This window comes from Rhodobacteraceae bacterium S2214 (assembly GCA_025141675.1).
Taxonomy (GTDB): Bacteria; Pseudomonadota; Alphaproteobacteria; order Rhodobacterales; family Rhodobacteraceae; genus Yoonia.
The window spans coordinates 3,546,337-3,564,497 of the sequence record CP081161.1; the positions used below are offsets into that span (position 1 = coordinate 3,546,337).

At 53.6% G+C, this 18,161-nt stretch carries 18 protein-coding genes; 9 read left to right on the forward strand and 9 right to left on the reverse strand.

Annotation, left to right across the window (positions count from 1 at the left end):
• Positions 1 to 37 precede the first annotated feature (37 nt).
• The 5 genes from K3729_17540 (at position 38) to K3729_17560 (ending at position 3,756) form a co-directional block, all read left to right on the forward strand.
• Positions 38 to 1,345: a mechanosensitive ion channel gene (locus K3729_17540; GenBank protein UWQ99175.1), complete on the forward strand. Its 1,308-nt coding sequence runs from the start codon at positions 38 to 40 to the stop codon at positions 1,343 to 1,345.
• Positions 1,342 to 2,514, forward strand: coding sequence for a TIGR03862 family flavoprotein (locus tag K3729_17545; GenBank protein ID UWQ99176.1), 1,173 nt, complete (start codon positions 1,342 to 1,344; stop codon positions 2,512 to 2,514). The genes K3729_17540 and K3729_17545 overlap by 4 nt, the downstream gene beginning before the upstream one ends.
• Before the next feature lie 486 nt (positions 2,515 to 3,000).
• Complete coding sequence (locus tag K3729_17550; GenBank protein ID UWQ99177.1) at positions 3,001 to 3,201, forward strand: hypothetical protein; 201 nt, start codon at positions 3,001 to 3,003, stop codon at positions 3,199 to 3,201.
• 73 nt (positions 3,202 to 3,274) lie between these two features.
• Entirely contained in the window at positions 3,275 to 3,481 is a 207-nt protein-coding gene (locus tag K3729_17555) for a hypothetical protein (protein UWQ99178.1), read from the forward strand.
• Positions 3,482 to 3,555: 74 nt separating this feature from the next.
• Positions 3,556 to 3,756, forward strand: coding sequence for a hypothetical protein (locus K3729_17560; protein UWQ99179.1), 201 nt, complete (start codon positions 3,556 to 3,558; stop codon positions 3,754 to 3,756).
• A gap of 56 nt (positions 3,757 to 3,812) precedes the next feature.
• On the opposite strand, the gene holA is transcribed toward K3729_17560, so the two are convergent.
• The 4 genes from holA to K3729_17580 all read right to left on the reverse strand — a co-directional run bounded on the left by holA (position 3,813) and on the right by K3729_17580 (position 9,079).
• Entirely contained in the window at positions 3,813 to 4,835 is a 1,023-nt protein-coding gene (gene holA, locus K3729_17565) for a DNA polymerase III subunit delta (GenBank protein UWQ99180.1), read from the reverse strand.
• A complete protein-coding gene (locus K3729_17570; protein UWR01119.1) occupies positions 4,832 to 5,266 on the reverse strand; it encodes a hypothetical protein in 435 nt (144 codons plus the stop codon). Before K3729_17570 ends, holA begins: the two co-directional genes overlap by 4 nt.
• A gap of 34 nt (positions 5,267 to 5,300) precedes the next feature.
• Positions 5,301 to 7,844 (reverse strand): leucine--tRNA ligase, encoded by a 2,544-nt coding sequence (leuS, locus tag K3729_17575; GenBank protein ID UWQ99181.1) that lies wholly within the window; start codon positions 7,842 to 7,844, stop codon positions 5,301 to 5,303.
• A gap of 149 nt (positions 7,845 to 7,993) precedes the next feature.
• Positions 7,994 to 9,079: a porin gene (locus K3729_17580; GenBank protein UWQ99182.1), complete on the reverse strand. Its 1,086-nt coding sequence runs from the start codon at positions 9,077 to 9,079 to the stop codon at positions 7,994 to 7,996.
• Between the two features lie 233 nt (positions 9,080 to 9,312).
• Here K3729_17580 and K3729_17585 point away from each other — a divergent pair, with 233 nt between their 5' ends.
• The 3 genes from K3729_17585 to K3729_17595 all read left to right on the forward strand — a co-directional run bounded on the left by K3729_17585 (position 9,313) and on the right by K3729_17595 (position 11,334).
• Positions 9,313 to 9,966, forward strand: a complete 654-nt coding sequence (locus K3729_17585; protein UWQ99183.1) for a YggS family pyridoxal phosphate-dependent enzyme — start codon at positions 9,313 to 9,315, stop codon at positions 9,964 to 9,966.
• Positions 9,959 to 10,606, forward strand: coding sequence for an RNA pseudouridine synthase (locus tag K3729_17590; protein UWQ99184.1), 648 nt, complete (start codon positions 9,959 to 9,961; stop codon positions 10,604 to 10,606). The genes K3729_17585 and K3729_17590 overlap by 8 nt, the downstream gene beginning before the upstream one ends.
• Before the next feature lie 80 nt (positions 10,607 to 10,686).
• Positions 10,687 to 11,334, forward strand: coding sequence for a peroxiredoxin (locus K3729_17595; protein ID UWQ99185.1), 648 nt, complete (start codon positions 10,687 to 10,689; stop codon positions 11,332 to 11,334).
• A 59-nt stretch (positions 11,335 to 11,393) separates the two neighbouring features.
• Here K3729_17595 and K3729_17600 read toward each other — a convergent pair whose 3' ends face one another.
• From K3729_17600 to pnp, 4 genes are all read right to left on the reverse strand, one after another.
• A complete protein-coding gene (locus K3729_17600) occupies positions 11,394 to 11,951 on the reverse strand; it encodes a L,D-transpeptidase (protein ID UWQ99186.1) in 558 nt (185 codons plus the stop codon).
• 135 nt (positions 11,952 to 12,086) lie between these two features.
• The gene (locus K3729_17605; protein UWQ99187.1) at positions 12,087 to 12,683 is read right to left on the reverse strand and encodes a L,D-transpeptidase; all 597 of its coding nucleotides are present in this window, start codon (positions 12,681 to 12,683) and stop codon (positions 12,087 to 12,089) included.
• A 162-nt stretch (positions 12,684 to 12,845) separates the two neighbouring features.
• Positions 12,846 to 13,364: a hypothetical protein gene (locus tag K3729_17610; GenBank protein ID UWQ99188.1), complete on the reverse strand. Its 519-nt coding sequence runs from the start codon at positions 13,362 to 13,364 to the stop codon at positions 12,846 to 12,848.
• Positions 13,365 to 13,598: 234 nt separating this feature from the next.
• A complete protein-coding gene (pnp, locus tag K3729_17615) occupies positions 13,599 to 15,734 on the reverse strand; it encodes a polyribonucleotide nucleotidyltransferase (GenBank protein UWQ99189.1) in 2,136 nt (711 codons plus the stop codon).
• Between the two features lie 237 nt (positions 15,735 to 15,971).
• On the opposite strand from pnp, the gene K3729_17620 reads away from it, so the two are divergent.
• On the forward strand, positions 15,972 to 17,435 hold the full coding sequence (locus tag K3729_17620; protein UWQ99190.1) for a hypothetical protein: 1,464 nt from the start codon (positions 15,972 to 15,974) through the stop codon (positions 17,433 to 17,435).
• Here K3729_17620 and fliP read toward each other — a convergent pair.
• Positions 17,432 to 18,160: a flagellar type III secretion system pore protein FliP gene (fliP, locus tag K3729_17625; protein UWQ99191.1), complete on the reverse strand. Its 729-nt coding sequence runs from the start codon at positions 18,158 to 18,160 to the stop codon at positions 17,432 to 17,434. The genes K3729_17620 and fliP overlap by 4 nt on opposite strands.
• Position 18,161: the final 1 nt, after the last annotated feature.

Here is an 18,161-nt window from a genome sequence, read left to right on the forward strand (position 1 = left end):
AACGCAGGCAAAACCGCGGTGAAATATGAGGGCGCCCATGGATCCGCAAGTTATTCTCGAACAATTTCTCGGCTATCTTGATCAGGGCATTGCGCTTGCAAAAAGCTGGTTGTTGTCGCCTGCCGCATGGTCCCAGTTTGGCCTGCTGATCGCGTCCTACCTGCTGGCAAGACTCGTCAACCGGATCGTTGCGCCGAAACTGACAAACCTGCTGACACCCCCCGCGGAAAGCGCAAACATCTTCGCTAAAGCGCGACGCTTTGTGTTGCAGTTCTTGCCGCTGATCCTACCGCTTTTGGCCTATGCGTTTACCGCCATGGGCGAAGCTGTGGTGACAGCAATGTTCGGCGCGGGCCCTGTCATTGGCTTTGGTAAGCGGGTTTTCCTTTTCCTAGCGATCAGAGCATTCGTCAAAGATATCCTGACCGATCCGTTCCTGCACCTTTTGGGCAAATTCGTCTTGATCCCAGTCGGCGCGCTTTACGCGCTCGGGATTCTTGACCCAGTCATCATTTTGCTTGGCGAAGCACGTGTCAGCATTGGGAATATCGGCTTCAGCGCCTTGGCACTGGTTCGTGGCGTCATCGCCGGATCGCTTTTATTCTGGCTTGGACACTGGTCGAACAGCCAGTCATCCGCGTTTCTGGATCGTCAGGAAATGCGTCCAGCGATCCGCCAACTGACCGTCAAAACCGCCGAATTCGTGATCTTTGGCATCGCATTTTTGCTGCTGATGAACATTATGGGGATCGACCTTGGCACGCTCGCCGTCTTGGGTGGTGCTATTGGTGTTGGTTTGGGTTTCGGCCTGCAAAAGATTGCATCGAATTTCATCTCTGGCGTAATTTTGTTGATCGAAGGTCAGGCGACTGTCGGCGACTATGTTGAACTCGATGGTGGTGAAGCCGGCACCATCATTAAGATGACTGCGCGCGCGACGATTCTTGAAACTTACGACGGCCGCTGGATCGTTATTCCGAACGAAGATTTCATCACAACCCGCGTCGTAAATTATTCGGATAGCGGATCGGCCAACCGGTTAGAGGTGCCGTTTTCAGTGAGCTACGACACTGACATCAACCGTGTGCCCGACCTGATCGAAGCCGCCGTCGCTGCCCACCCGAACGTCCTGACAGCGCCTGAAAGACCTGATTGTGAACTACGCGGCTTCGGCGATAGTGGCATCGATTTTGCGGTCGAATTCTGGGTTGAAGGGATTGATGACGGTGTCAACAAATACACCTCAGATGTCCTGTTTGTTGTTTGGAATACGCTGAAAGAAAACGGTATCGAAATTCCTTACCCGCACCGTGTCGTCGAAATCAAAGGTCAGATGCCTGTATGACCACCGCGCTTGTGATCGGGGCCGGACCTGCGGGTCTCATGGCTGCAGACGTGCTGTCGCAAGCAGAGATTGATGTAACGATTTGCGACGCAATGCCGTCATTCGGGCGCAAATTTCTGATGGCGGGAAAGTCAGGGCTGAACCTGACCAAAGACGAACCTTTGGACGCATACATCGCGCGTTTTGGCCCCCTACATCCGACTATGGAAGCGGCTTTGCGCCGTTTCGGCCCCGTCGAAGTCATGGCGTGGGCAGAAGACCTTGAGCAATCAATTTTTACAGGCTCAACAGGACGGGTTTTTCCGACAGCCATGAAGGCGTCGCCGTTGTTGCGGGCTTGGCTGGCGCGGCTTCGGGCCGCGAATGTCGTGTTCAATTCCCGCTGGACATGGACCGGATTTCAGGACGGCCATAGTCAATTTGAAACGCCAGATGGGACGAAACCAATTGCCGCAGATATCACAATTCTCGCGATGGGCGGCGCAAGCTGGTCAAAACTTGGTTCAACCGGCGCGTGGGCTGAACACTTTGATGCTGTGGCCCCATTTAAGCCTGCCAATATGGGATTTCAGGTTGCGTGGTCGGATCATATGACCCCCTTCCTTGGAACCCCAATCAAAGCGACAGCGCTGCATGCCGGTCGCACATCTAGCCGAGGCGAATGGGTCATATCGCGCAATGGTATCGAAGGCGGTGGCGTATACGATTTATCGCGCAAAATACGCGACGGCGCACCGCTTCACGTCGATCTTTTCCCTGACCTGAGTCATCAAGATGTGCTCAGCAGGGTCAAAAAACGCCGCAGCAAGCAGAGTTTCCCGCAATTTCTGAAGAAAACCGTACGGCTGTCCCCGATAAAAACCGCGCTGTTCTACGAATTCACGAAAGGTGAGGATCTGAATGAAGCGGGCAAAATCGCTGATTTACTCAAGGCTTTGCCCGTCCCGATCCTTGACCCGATGCCAATGGATGCAGCAATTTCGACGGCTGGTGGGCTGCGCATCTCTGCATTGGATTCCCATTTCATGTTGCGCGATCAGCCAGGTCGATTTGCTGCAGGCGAAATGCTGGACTGGGAAGCCCCGACCGGCGGCTATTTGATCAGCGGTTGCCTTGCGACAGGTGAGGCCGCCGCACGAGGCGCGCTTTCTTGGCTGAAATCAATTTAAGCTGATTCAAAGAATCACGGTTGCCCTAACAGATGCCGTGAAATGACGGGTTTGATCAGCCAAGAGATTCGCAAAATCGCGCCGGAATGCGCTTTTTACGGGGAAAAACGCCACTTTCCGACCAAATTTGTGGCATTTTCAGCCGCTTGCCCACGTCCCAATTGCGACAAACTGTTGCGCGACCGCATCGCTTTTTAGCTTTTACGCCGGACAGTCGATACCGTTTCAAAACACTCCGACTGTGCGCGCTAACCATTTGTTACAAACGTTACATCGCTGATTCACCAATAAAAATAGGCGTTCCAACGTCTGAACTGCTTTGAGTTGCGCCAAATCGGACAGCAAAAAACTAATCCGGACGGTTTTCCGCGCAAAAAGAAACCCTTGGGTCCCGCGCCGAAACCATTTAACCACTTGAGTTACACGAGCACGGTGGATAGAAAACCTGTGATCGTCCACAAAGTGCATTTAATTTGGAGTACCGACATGCGCCTCACAACTACTCTCGCTGCCGCAGCTGCTATCGCTGTTTCTGGTGTTGCTGCAAACGCTGGCGGCCTGGCCCCAGTAATCCCTGAAGCACCAGTTGTCATCGTTGACACACCTGCTCCTGCTGGTTCAATCAACTCTGGCTACATCGTGCTGGGCCTCTTGGCTGCACTCGTAGCAGCATCTGCTTCTTTCTAATCTGACGATTAGATTTGAGTTTAAAGGGCGAGCTACGGCTGGCCCTTTTTCATTTTAACAAAGGAATAATGACATGCGCTCTTTGAAAGTTCTCGCCGCTGCTGCGGTTTTGGCAACAACTGCTGTAACAGCTAACGCTGGCGGTTTGGCTCCTGCTCCGGCTCCAACAACTGTTGTGATCCCAGAACCACCAGCACCGGCACCTGCTGGTTCAATCAACTCTGGCTACATCGTATTGGGCCTCTTGGCTGCCTTGGTTGCTGCATCTGCATCTTTCTAAACCTCGCTGTTTAGACTACGAAAAAAGGGCTGGTATTTGCTGGCCCTTTTTTGATTCTACGGGGATATATTTACATGAAACTTCTTAAGACTTCTCTTGCGGCTGCTTGCCTGCTTTCCATGACTGTCAGCACTGCACAGGCAGACAACGCCGCCGTGGTTATCAGCGACCAAATTGGTATTCCTGAAGTTGGGCCCGATGTCGTGACGCTTGCAGGTCTGGCAGCTCTTCTCGCTATTGCGAGCGCTGCATCTGCGACGTCCACCACAAACTAATTTAACTGACGGAAACGTACGTTAAGGGCCGTCCAGATTGGGCGGCCCAACCTGTTTTACCGACGTGCCATCATTGCAAGTCGTATCAAAACCCGCTCCATCAATGCCCGGTCAGGCGTCGCGCCCGACGAACGCATTTGCAGATCAGTGTCCGTCAGTGCAGTCAGCGCACGTTCAAGCCGGTCACGCCCCCAATTGCTGGCTTGGCGCACAATCTTATCGCGACGCGGCCCAAAGACAGGTGGACGCAGGCGTCCAACACCGGCAGCAGCACCGCCCGGGTCAGATGCAGCGGCATGCAATTGCCGAAAGTGGCGCATCGCGCCGATACAAAGGGTCACGGGGGCCACGCCTTGCGCATACAAGTCCCGCAGGATTGGTCCAAGTTTATCCGCCTGCCCAGATGCCACGACCTCGAGCACATCATCCACATCTACTTCCGCTGATTGCGGCGCGTTCGCCATGACGTCTTCGACGCTGATGGGTGTCGCATCACCACGTTTGTACAGGCCGACCTTTTCAATTGTTTGTCGAAAATCACCCGGTTCCAACGATCCGGCGAGCGCAAACAGGGCATCCATCACGTCCCTGCTTTGAACCTCAAGCCCGGCGTCCCGCAACGACTGTTCAATATCATCTCGACTAGGTGGATCGTCATATATCCCGACCGCAACCGCATTTCGGTGACCTTCAAACACCTTTCGCAAAGCAGACTTTGCAGTCAATTGGCCCGCTGTGACGATGACCTGCGCGTCCCCCGGCTGCCAATCCGCAAGTGCTGCATCAATAACTTTCGACACCCCGTCTGTCGCATCTTCCACAAACGCAACGCGATGGCCGGGGAAAAAACCTTGCGCCTTTATCGCATCATTCAGGATCGCAGGATCTTTGCGTAGTTCGGCCCCTGGGATACGGGTCAGTCGCATTTCTTCGTCACCATTCGGCCCGACAAGGGCTGCGATGACCTCTTGCCGTTTCCCCGCAACGCGCATGGGATCTGCGCCAAAAATAAGCAGTGCGGTATGGGTTTTGTCGGGGTTGCGAAAATACCCGTTTGCTGCGGCACCAGCCAGCTTCATCGCGGCACCTCTAACAGAGCCAAGCGTTGACCAATCAGGTCAGCCAATGCGACCGCAAGGCGGGCCTGCGCGTCGCTCTCGACCGCTTGGGTTGCCGCAGTTGATCCGGTCGCGGAGTAGCTTGTGAAAGTTTGCTCTAACCCTCCGCCGATTTTTTCTCCGGCTTGATCGACAAGCGTCCACGTCGCATTTCCCGTTAGGTTAAAGCGCGTGCTATCACCATCGACCGTGATCGTTGCCGGAACAGGTTCTACCTGCGGGACGACTGTCAGCCGGTATTGCGCAGCCGTTGCAGAACCAAATGTTGCCTCAAGCCTTTCCGCCAAACGGAATCCAATGACGCTGTCCGGCGCATCAACCACGATGGTGTTCTGCCACCGTGCTGCAGCGCCATTGGGACCATGCAAAGGCACGACCGCACAACCAGCCATCGTGACAATGGCGGCCAACAAACAGAGGCGGCGTCTAGACCACAATGTTCACAATCCGGCCTGGCACGACGATCACTTTTTTCGGGGTTGCCCCATCAAGCGCACGGATAACGGTTTCGTTCGACATGGCAAGCGCTTCAACCGATGCTTTGTCCGCATCTGCCGCCACTGCAATTTCCGCTTTCCGTTTGCCGTTGACCTGCACCGGCATCGTCACTGTGTCTTCGACCAACATGCTTTCATCCGCGACCGGCCAAGGGGCCGTTGCAATCAAGCCCTCGCCACCCAGCAGAGACCAGATTTCCTCAGACAAATGCGGTGTCATCGGCGACATTAACTGTGCAAGCGTGAGCGTTGCTTCGCGTTTCGCCACTGCACTTGCTTTAGATTTCGCAAGCACACCAGTGAAACCGTAAAGCTTTGCAATCGCTGCGTTAAAGCCAAAGCTTTCGACGCCGTTGGTCACGTCCATGATCGCCTTGTGCATTGCGCGCAGAAGATCAGCGTCTTGTGCCGCATCACCGCCTTCAAGTGCCGCGACATCATTTGCGATCCGCCAAACGCGAGACAGATGCTTGTGCGTCGCTTCGGCCCCCGACGCCGTCCATTCCACGTCACGCTCTGGCGGACTGTCGGACAACACAAACCACCGTGCCGTATCAGCGCCGTAGGTCGCGAGGATATCATCGGGATCAACCACGTTCTTCTTAGACTTCGACATTTTCGCGGAAGGGATGATTTCAACATCGGTTCCATCAGCGAGCTTGCCGTCGGTCACATCCGTCGGGAAATGATAGACAGGGCGTCCATCAGCGCCTTTGGTTTGGTAAATCTCGTGGGTCACCATGCCTTGCGTAAACAGCGCGTCAAACGGTTCTTCGCTACCTTGTGGCAAGTGGCCGGTCATCCGCATGGCCCGCGCGAAGAAACGGGAATAAAGCAGGTGCAGAATCGCGTGTTCGATACCGCCGATGTATTGGTCGACGTTCATCCAATACGCAGCTTCTTCGATATCAACCGGCGTCGCGGCCCCCGGTGAGGTAAAGCGCGCGTAATACCAAGACGAATCGACGAATGTGTCCATGGTGTCGGTTTCGCGCTGCGCATCAGCCCCGCATTTCGGGCACTTACAATCCCGCCATGTTGGATGACGATCAAGCGGGTTGCCCGGAATATCAAAGCTAACATCATCAGGCAGCTTGATCGGCAGGTTTTCTTTCGCCTCGGGCACCGCCCCGCAGGATTCGCAGTGCACGATCGGGATCGGGCAGCCCCAGTAGCGTTGACGAGACAGACCCCAGTCGCGCAAGCGGAACTTGGTGACGCCTTGACCCACGCCGTTTGCTTCGCAGAAATCAACAGCCGCTTCGACGGCTTCGTCTCCATTCTGTTCGGCCTCGCCAGCAAACCCTTTCAGATAAGTGACCTTATCAGTTTTGCCCGGCACAAATGCCTCGGTCAGCGCGACGTCCTCTTGACCCGGTTCCGCGAAAACAGGCGTGATTGGCAGGTCGTATTTCGTGGCGAATTCGAAGTCACGTTGATCATGTGCAGGGCAGCCGAAAATAGCGCCTGTACCGTAATCCATCAGGATGAAGTTCGCGATATAGACGGGCAATTCCCATGCGTTATCAAACGGATGACGCACGCGCAGGCCCGTGTCATAGCCCAGCTTTTCAGCCTTCTCGACCGCTTCGGCTGTGGTGCCACCTTTGCGACATTCTGCGCAGAACGCCGCGATTTCGGGGTTATCTGCCTCCAACTGCTTGGCCAGCGGATGGTCTGGAGAGATACCAACGAAGGAAGCACCGTTCAGGGTATCCGGACGGGTCGTGTAAACCTCTACACGGTCGTGGCCATCAGGGCCGTCGATGATTGAAAAACCAAACTGCAAACCGCGCGATTTGCCGATCCAGTTCGACTGCATCAGTTTGACCTTCGCGGGCCAGTTGTCGAGCGTATCCAACGCGGATAGCAATTCGTCCGAATAGTCGGAGATTTTAAAGAACCATTGCACCAGTTCGCGGCGTTCAACCTCTGCGCCAGACCGCCAGCCTTTGCCGTCAATAACCTGTTCGTTGGCCAGAACGGTCATATCGATTGGGTCCCAGTTCACGACCGCCTTTTTGCGATAGATCAAATCTTTCTCAAGGAAATCGATGAACAAGGCCTGCTGTTGGCCGTAGTATTCAGGATCACATGTCGCAAATTCACGGGACCAATCCAGCGACAGGCCCAGCGGGCGCATCTGGGATTTCATGTGGTCGATGTTGCCGTAGGTGTATTCCTTTGGATGAATGCCCGTGGCCATCGCCGCGTTTTCCGCAGGCATCCCAAAGGCATCCCAGCCCATCGGATGAAGCACGTTGTGACCTGTCGACAGTTTATAGCGCGCGATCACGTCGCCCATCGTGTAATTGCGGACGTGGCCCATGTGCAGGTTCCCCGATGGGTATGGGAACATCTCTAACACATAGTACTTCGGCTTATCGCCGCTGCGTACCGCCTTGAACGTTTCGGCATCCGTCCACGCGGCCTGCCATTTGGCTTCGATTTCTGATGGGGAATACGTGGACATATGTCTGGTCTTTCAATGGAAACACGGGCTGTAAGCTTTGCATTTTCATAAAGGCCTATGGGCCGAAAGACTAGTGCGTCCAAAGACGTGTCCACAAAAAGAAAGAGCCGCCCCAAAGGGCGGCTCAATCTCAATTCCTGTAAGACAACTTAGAATGTGAAGTCTACAGAAACTGTTACGCCTGGATCGTATTCACCAGCGCCGATTTCGTCGCCTTGGTCGCCATCTTCGTCAGCTGCGTATACGAAAGTAGCAGTCGCGCCGCCACCGAGGTCGTATGTTGCGCCAGCGTAGTAGTCAACGTCGTCGCCTTCGTTTTCGTTCAACGCACCAGCAAGAACAGTCAAGCCATTGCCGAGGTCGTAAGAACCTTCAACTTTGTACTTAGTCACGCCTTGGTCGTCCTGGTAGTCAACAGAAGCAGCGATTGGGCCGCTTGTGTAAGCTACGTTCACGCCGAGGTTTGCGTCTGCGTCACCTTCGTCAACGTAGTAACCAGTCGCAACAACTGGACCGATAGGGTATGAAACCTTGATACCAGTGGACTGTGTGTCAGCTGTCATGTTGTCAGCGTATGCAAGTGTGATTGTTGCGTTAGCAACAGTTACAGCTGCAGATACACCCATAACTTCAGCTGCGCTGAAGTCGCCGTTGCCGTCAGCAAAAGTTGTGTCTTCCTGGTAAGCTGCTGTCAAAGTAGCGATACCGAAAGTTGCTGCTGCACCGAATGAAAGCTGCTCAGCTTCACCGTTTGCATCGTCAATGATGTAAGACAAAGACGCGTCAACACCACCGAAAGATACGTCGCCGCGCAGAACTGCGGAGTCTGTACCTGTTGTGAAGGCGTCTGATTCCATGTCGCCAGCTGCTACAAAGCGCTTAGTCGCGGCTGTACCAGTGTCACCAACGAACAAAGACGCTGTGTCTGATTCCAAAGACAGAACGAAATCTGATGTCGCCAAAGGATCGGTGCCGCCGTCATTAGAAGCAGTACCGTCGTCTTCAGCAACAGTGACTTCGAAGTATGCGCCAGCTGTCAGACCGTTGTCCAAAGCAGCAGTTGCAGTTGTCTTCAGGTTACCTTCCCAGAAGAAACCGTCTTCGCCGATACCATCGACTTCGTTGTTGTAACCAAGTGTACCACCCAAAGAGTGGCTTACAGAGGCGTGGCCGTCAGCTGCAGCGGCGCCAGCAAAGGCGACCAGGGCAGTAGAGGTAAGAAGGATGCTTTTCATGGATAATTCCCTCGTGTTTGCATTCCCAAGATGCCAGATCGTCTAGCATTGAGTGTGTAATTGCGCCCAAGTGGCTGCACACTCAAGTAATTTGGGCCAATGTTTGGCGGGTCTATGAAAAATGGTGCATCAAGGACACACACCGGTTTTGGCAGTTTGCGGAATGACAAGCACGCACAAACCCCCTATTTCGTTGCCTAGAACGAATATCAAAACAATAACAGGACCCTGTAATGTCGCTGATGGATATCAAAGAGCGCATCAACCGCGCCGAAACAAAGGCGAACCGGCCAAAAGGTGATGTCACGCTTATTGCGGTTTCTAAAGTGCAACCTAATGCACGCGTTGAGGCGATTCTTTCTGAAGGTCACCACGTCTTTGGCGAAAACAAGGTGCAGGAAGCGGCTGGTAAATGGCCTGCGTTCCGCGAAACATATAATGATGTCGATCTTCACCTGATTGGACCACTGCAAACCAACAAGGCCCGTCAAGCGATGACACTTGCACAGGCGATCCACACACTGGACAGGCCAAAGCTTGCAACAACGATCGCACGCATCGCTCAAGAGGTCGGAAGCTGCCCTGATCTGTTCATTCAGGTGAACACCGGCGAAGAAACGCAGAAAGCAGGCGTTTTACCGTCCGATGCCGACACCTTTATCAAAGACGCGATCGCGCTTGATTTGCCGATCAAAGGGCTGATGTGTATTCCACCGGCGGAAGAAGAACCATCCTTGCACTTCGCATTGCTTGCCAAAATTGCAGGCCGCAATGGATTGGCAGGCCTGTCCATGGGCATGAGCGGAGATTTCGAAAGCGCGATTGCCTTAGGCGCGACACATGTTCGCGTTGGATCAGCTATCTTCGGTGACCGCGTTTATGACTAACACCTACGCCCCACCTCAAGATCCGCTTGTCATCCTGCACGACGATCACGAAGTCGTTCTTGTCGATAAGCCAAGCGGGCTTTTGTCTGTTCCGGGCAAGGGTGAACATCTGGCGGACTGTCTGATCACGCGTGTTCAGGCGGTTTACCCACAGGCTTTGCTGGTTCACCGCCTAGACCGGGACACGTCCGGGGTCATGATTTTCGCGTTAACGCCACACGCCCAGCGCCACCTCGGCCTGCAGTTTGAAAAACGTCAGACGAAAAAGACCTATGTGGCCCGCGTTGCGGGACGTATCGTAGAAAAAACCGGTACAGTTGATCTGCCACTTATCGTCGACTGGCCCAATCGTCCAAAACAGATGGTTTGCCATGAAACCGGCAAACAAGCCGTGACGGATTGGCGGGTCATCCGCAGTAACGATGCAGAAACGCGGGTCCGCCTGATGCCCAAAACGGGCCGGTCCCACCAACTACGTGTACATATGCTGGCGATGGGGCATCCCATTCTTGGCGATCCGTTCTATGCGACAGGCGACGCACTGAACCATCCCAGATTGATGCTGCATTCCGAGACATTCCAATTTCGGCACCCCGACGGCGGACAAGGCACCCGCATTACGGCCAAAGCACCATTCTAGTAAATCGGCGACCTGTCGGGGGTGCGCTCTATCGTGCGCGTCATTATATATCAACAAGAACCGCATGAAAGGATACCATCATGAGCTTGCGTATTAACGATACCATTCCAAACCTGACCGTCGAAACCGATCAAGGCAGCTTTGCTTTGCACGATTGGATCGGCGATAGCTGGGCGATCCTTTTCTCGCACCCCAAAGACTTTACGCCGGTTTGCACGACCGAATTTGGCGCAGTGGCGCAACTAGCCGACGAATGGGCCAAACGCGGCACAAAAGTGATTGGCGTGTCCGTCGACGGTGTCGAGGACCATAAGAAATGGAAAACTGACATCGAAACCGTTGGCGGCGCTGCAGCAGGTTTTCCAATTATCGCAGACACTGGACTTGAAGTGTCTAAGGCGTTCGACATGCTTCCCGCGGAAGCGTACCTGCCGGATGGACGCACACCGGCGGACAGCGCGACAGTCCGTTCGGTGTTTATCATCGGCCCAGACAAGCAGCTGAAATTGTCGATGACATACCCAATGACCGTCGGCCGCAATTTTGCCGAAGTGCTTCGTGCCCTCGATGGTCTACAGACATCCACTGGCCGTGGTGTTGCAACACCAGCGAACTGGAATGTTGGGGACGACGTCATCATTCCCGCCACATTGAGCGATGAAGACGCGAAAGCCAAATTCGGCGATTTTGAAAAAGTGCTGCCGTACTTGCGCAAGACAAAGCTCTAAACGGCGGTATCGCTGTTCGAACTGAAAGAGCCTCGCAAGTGATTGCGAGGCTCTTTTTCTTAGAAGATATAGACGCGCGTATTCACAGGCACCTGATCGTAAAGTTCTTCGACATGCGGGTTGATCAACCGAACGCAACCTGACGAAAAGTTCTGACCAATCGTCCACGGCTGTGGTGTACCATGAATGCGGTAATATGTGTCGCGGCCGCCCTCATACAGGTACAGCGCGCGCGCACCCATCGGGTTTTGCGGGTGACCACCAGGCAAACCACGCCGATAGGGCGCGTATAGCTCTGGTTCGAGGTTGATCATGTTCTGCGTCGGAATCCAGCTGGGCCATTCGGCCTTACGGCGGATCGTCAGAACCCCCGTATAGTTCCGACCCTGATTACCAAGCGCAATGCCGTAACGACGGGCACGACCATTGCCAAGCGTCCAATACAGATAGAAATCTTCCTTAACGACATGAATTTCGCCCGCTGGCAGTTCGGGGTTCACGTCTACTTCTTGGGGTCGGAAACGACGCGGAAGCTGGACGACGGTGGGTGTCGCTATCGCGGGCGTCGCGAGGATAGACGCCACTGCGCTTGCAGTGAATTGACGGCGTGTCAGCATTTGGGGTCCTGCTCAGGTCTATTGCTGTCTATTTTGACGCAATCATTAGGCCAAACAGATTACCGAACCAACAAAATGCAAAGTACCGGCCCAATTAGGGCCGGTACTGTAGGGTTCCTGCATCACTTTGTGGTGCTAGACGTCCCTTGGATACAGGTAAACTTTCGAACGCATCGGCGTGCGGTTGTAGAGATCTACGACAAATTCATTCGTAAGGCGTGCGCAGCCGTTTGATACCGCAGTGCCAATTGTGCGGGGCGCATTTGTCCCGTGAATGCGAAGATACGTGTCGCCACGCCCCGGTTCAAATAGGTAAAGCGCGCGCGCACCAAGCGGGTTGTCCGGCCCGCCTTCGAGCCCGTCTGCGTATTTTTCATACGCCTCTGGATCACGTTCAATCATTTCCGGTGTCGGTGTCCAGCTAGGCCATTCTTTCTTGGCACCAACGTAGAAGCTACCCGGTTCGTACAACCCTGGACGACCAACACCGACGGCGTAGCGCATTGCCTGATCGCCACCCAGTGTCAGGTAAAGGCGGAATGTGTTTGGATCCATGTGGATTTCATTGGCGGCGACGGCGCCTGCCAAAGTAACCAAAGTTGGCGCAAGAGGATCAGCAGGTACAACTGGCGCTTCTGGCGCTGGCGCGGCCGCCTCTTGTGCAAAAGCAGGGTGAGCGCCAAACGCGGTGATGGCAGCACCCGTGGCAATAAAATGACGTCTTGTCAGCATAAGGTTTTCCCCCGAAGAATCTGCGCTGGTTTGTTCGTATCTAGCGTCATCCCGACCGGAATTCAGATCAAATATGAGTGAACCGATTTTGGTGATGCAAACCAACAACAGCCTTATCTGCTCACAATTATGCCGACGAGGGGGAAAAATCACGAAGCGGTATCAGAATCGGTACCCCACCGACAGGTTGATGTATGGATAAGCCGCAAAATTGGCGGCGTCAGCGCGGGCGTTTTGCACATCCGGATCGGCATCAATTGCGGCCTGAAGCTCAGCGCTGTCCCCAGTAATTTCAATGTCGAAACCGCCTACAAAGACAGCCCCAATTTCACTACTTAATACCCACTCATCGTTAATCGGGTAATCGTATCCGACAGAAACCAAAGGGGCGGCAGTTCGATTGAATTCCGCAATACTAGTCGCTGTGCCGCTGTCAAAGCTTTGCCCGTCATATTCGATCGGATTACTAGCTGTCCCTGATATCGTTGTTTCAATGCTTGTTTTGCTGAACACTAGGCCACCTGAAATACGCCAGTCCGCATCCACCGGAGAATAGTCTACGATCATAGTCATTGCACCCAGTGCGGCATCGATATCGTAACTGTTCCCGCTTTCCGTTTGTGTTTCATTCAGCTGAAGGCCACCCATCCATCCAGCACGTGCGCGCCAATCAGGAGTCATCTGGTATCCCCCCTCAAAAGACAAACCAAACGTAGAAATCCCGCTCCATGCGGTGACATCACCTATGTTTTGGGCTTTCAGCGGCCCCGCCAGAATGCCCAATATCATGAGGATCCAAATTCTTATTCGCATCAAAAGCCCTTTCAAATTTAGGGCAAACTAGCGGGAACAAGTAAACAAACAAAAAAGCCCCGATGAACACATCGGGGCTTTTTCAAATCTTTCAAAGAAGGATTACTCTTCAGCAGCTTCTTCTTTTGTGATCTCTTTACCAGTTTCCTGATCAACCATTTTCATAGCCAAACGGACTTTGCCGCGATCATCAAAGCCGAGCAGTTTCACCCAAACTTCCTGACCTTCTTTCAGAACGTCAGATGGGTGGTTCAGGCGACGGTTTTCGATCTGGGACACGTGCACAAGGCCGTCACGCTTACCAAAGAAGTTCACAAACGCGCCGAAATCGACGAGCTTCACAACTTTACCTTTGTAGATCACGCCTTCTTCTGGCTCAGCCACGATGGAATGGATCATGTCGTAGGCCTTTTTGATGGCCTCCGCATCGTTGGACGCCAGCTTGATGATACCGTCGTCGTTGATGTCCACTTTCGCGCCGGATGTCTCAACGATTTCACGGATCACTTTACCACCAGACCCGATCACTTCACGGATCTTGTCAGTCGGAATCTGCATCGTTTCGATCTTCGGTGCGTGTACGCCCAGATCTTTCGCGCCTGTCAGCGCTTTGCCCATCTCACCGAGGATATGCAAACGGCCAGCTTTCGCCTGTGCCAGCGCCTTGGACATGATTTCCGGCGTGATACCTGCGATCTTGATGTCCATCTGCAAAGATGTGATACCGTTTTCAGTACCCGCAACTTTGAAGTCCATGTCGCCGAGGTGATCTTCGTCACCCAAGATGTCGGACAGGATCGCGTAATCGCCATCGTCTTCCATCACCAGACCCATCGCAACACCAGCAACTGGTGCTTTCAACGGAACGCCTGCGTCCATCATGGACAAAGACCCACCACAAACGGACGCCATTGAAGACGACCCATTGGATTCAGTGATCTCTGACACCAAACGGATAGTGTATGGGAAATCAGTTGCGGACGGCAGAACAGCCTGCAACGCACGCCAAGCCAGTTTACCGTGGCCGATTTCACGACGACCCGGACCACCAACACGACCAACTTCACCAACTGAATACGGTGGGAAGTTATAATGAAGCATGAAGTTCGACTTATACATACCAGTCAATGAGTCGATCATCTGCTCATCGTCGCCAGTACCAAGCGTCGTCACAACAAGACCCTGTGTCTCACCACGTGTAAACAAGGCAGAGCCGTGTGTCCGTGGCAGGATGCCTGTCTCGGAAACGATCGGGCGAATCGTGTCGAGAGCACGACCGTCGATGCGCTTGCCGTTTTTGACAACATCACCGCGCAGAACTGCAGATTCCAGCTTCTTCAGAGCAGCGCCCAGGTTGCCGTCTTCTTGTTGCTCTTCGGACAAAGATGCGATGATCTCGTCCTTGGCGGTAGAAACTGCACCGGTACGTTCTTGCTTGTCCGTGATCGCATAAGCGGCACGCATTTTGTCTTCGCCAGCGGCTTTGACAGCGTTGAACAGGTCTGAATAATCTTCAGGCTGGAAATCAAATGGCTCTTTTGCACATTCTTCGGCCAGATCGATGATCAGGTCGATGACCGGCTGAATGCTTTCGTGGGCGAACGTCACCGCACCGAGCATTTCTTCTTCGGTCAATTCGTATGCTTCAGATTCAACCATCATCACGGCGTCTTTTGTGCCGGCAACAACAAGATCCAAGCGCTGCTCTGGGTTCAGGCGCAGGTTATGCATATCGTCGATTTCTGGGTTCAGGATGTATTCACCATCCTCAAAACCAACGCGACACGCAGCAATCGGGCCGCGGAATGGCGCACCGGAAATGGTAAGTGCCGCGGATGCCGCGATCATCGCAACCATATCTGGGTCATTAACCAGATCGTGGGATAGCACAGTACACATCACCAGAACTTCGTTTTTGAAGCCGGGGACGAACAACGGGCGAATTGGACGGTCGATCAGGCGGGATGTCAGCGTCTCTTTTTCAGTTGGACGCGCTTCACGCTTGAAGAAGCCACCAGGTACTTTACCGGCAGCATAGTATTTTTCTTGATAATGTACGGTCAGCGGAAAGAAATCCTGACCAGGCTTTTGCTTGCGTGCAAATGTGACGTTCGCCATCACAGATGTTTCGCCAAGTGTGGCAATCACTGAGCCGTCAGCCTGACGCGCAACCTTGCCGGTTTCGAGAGTGAGCGTTTCTTCGCCCCACTGCATCGATTTTTTTACTTCGTTAAACATATATGTTTTCCTTTTGGCCCGATGGGGCCTTTTGCGTAGGGGGCGTATTCCCCCTCAATCCGGTATCTTCTTTTGTCGGCGCTGGACTGCGGGCGCCGGTCTTCCAAGATGGGCGGGCCATACACTGGATTGACCCGATTGGGAAGCATTATGGGTTTTCAGACCATGAAAGAGATGCAACAACCCATCAACACATGCGCCAAACCCGCAAAATTGCCCAACCGCTAAAGTAGATTAATGACAGAAATTCCATCGCACCCTTTAGATCGTTGGCAATATCGCGTGACCCCGGTTGAAACTGAGGATGCCATTGCCGTCGGGGATTTCTGGCTCACTGTTGGTGATGACCTTCCGGTCACAACCGTCACCGATCGAAACGGGGTCGAAATCGGGGTCATTGTCGGTTTCGCAATCGACATCGCGGCCGCTAAAATTCTAGCCGGAACTTGGGCGGCGCCCGTTTCGCATGACGATCCCGTTGATGAACTTGTCCGCAATCTTTTGTGGGCAATTGGCGGGCGATACATTTGGATTGCAACGCTTGGCTGTCAAACACGCCTTTATCCAGATGCCGGCGGACAGGTGACCTGCGTTTATGACCCCGAAATGCGATGTGCGGGTGCAACCGCATTGTCGCTGATGGACGATACGACCTACGATGCGCGGTTCAATAAGACGCTATTTGATCAGCTCGGCGTCAACGGCGAAGGTTGGTTTCCCGCCGGATTGACGGCCCATCATGGCTTATCCAGAGTACTGCCAAACCACTACCTCGATCTGCAAGATTGGTCAGTGAACCGTTTCCAAGGGGCTGCATTCAAACACACCGACCTCAGCACCGATGAAATCGTTGACCGGATGATCGCGATCACACAATCACAGATCACGGCTCTGATAGATGGCGACAAGATGCCGGCGATTGCGCTGACCGCCGGATATGAGACCCGTGTTTTATTGGCTTGTGCGCGTCCATACCTAGACAAGGTCAAATTTGTAACGGTCGTTGGCGAAGATCGTCATCAAATCGACAGCACCATCGCCCGTCAAATTGCCGATGATATGTCCTTGGACCACATGGCGCTGCCGCGCAAAAATGCAGACACGGACCAGCAGGAACTGTTTTTGCGGCGCGGCGGGCATTGCCATGGTGACAGTAACGTCAAATTCCACCCCAGTGTCCGGCCGCTCGCGCGCGAACACGTCTTCGTCGGTGGGTTGGGTGGTGAAATCGGGCGGGCCTTTCTTTGGCGTGATACCGACACTGCCGAACTAAATGTTTCGACTGAATTGTTGGTAACACGCTTTGGCCTGCGTCAGTCCGATAAAGCCGCTGCGGCCCTTGGCGCTTGGTTGACGGAGCTCAAAACCGAAATCGGAACAAACGGTCTAGATATTCTAGACCTCGCGTACATAGAAAATCGCATGGGACCTTGGGCGAATGTCCAATTCTGCGCGGACCCAACTGTTGTACGCTATGCTCCGATGTTCACCTACGAAACCTCGGCGTTGATGCGCGGCCTACCCGCCGACTGGAAACGAAATGGGACTTTAGGGATCGCTATGATCCAACGGTTGTGGCCGGAGCTAAGCCAGTACCCCTACAATTCCCTCGGCCCAGTGCGCGACATTTGGGTGAAAATTCAACGGGTCATCGCCAATCCAGCCATTGTCGCCAAAAAACTACGACAACTGAAACACTAAACCCCATAGCTTTGAACAAGTCCCATTGAAAGTAAGCTCCACCCGTCCGCCACAACAAAAAACGACAGTTTAAAGGGAAGCGAAACGATTGCAGGCGGCACCATCATCATCCCCATCGACATCAGAATGGCCGCAACAATGAGATCGATAATCAGGAACGGCAAAAAGATAATAAACCCGACCTGAAATGCACGCGCAAGTTCGCTCAACATAAACGACGGGATCACGACGGACAGGTTGGACTGAACGATCGGCAAGGTCGGATCAACATCCGGTCGCAGCTCAGCCATGCGTTCGAAGGTTTCAGGGTTAATCCGACCCGCCATGAAAATCTTCAACGGCTCCATCGCGCGGAAAAAGCCTGTTTCGATGTCCATAGTACCATCAACGACCGGACCGACGCCCTGCTCCCAAGACGCAATGAACACGGGCTCCATAACAAAATAAGTCATGAATAACGCAAGGCTGACCATCATCATATTTGGGGGCGACTGCTGCAAACCAATCGCTTGTCGCAAAATGGCGAAGACGGTGACGAAGAATGGAAAACAGGTCACCATAATTGCGATGCCCGGCACCAAACTGAGCACGGTGATCAAAACTAACAACTGGATCGACCGCGACGCCAGAGAGGTATCGTCGCCCAGCGTTATCGAAAAATCTTGCGCGACTGATGGCGACGCCCAAAAAGCGATACACAGTAACGTAATGCAAAAAAAACGCACG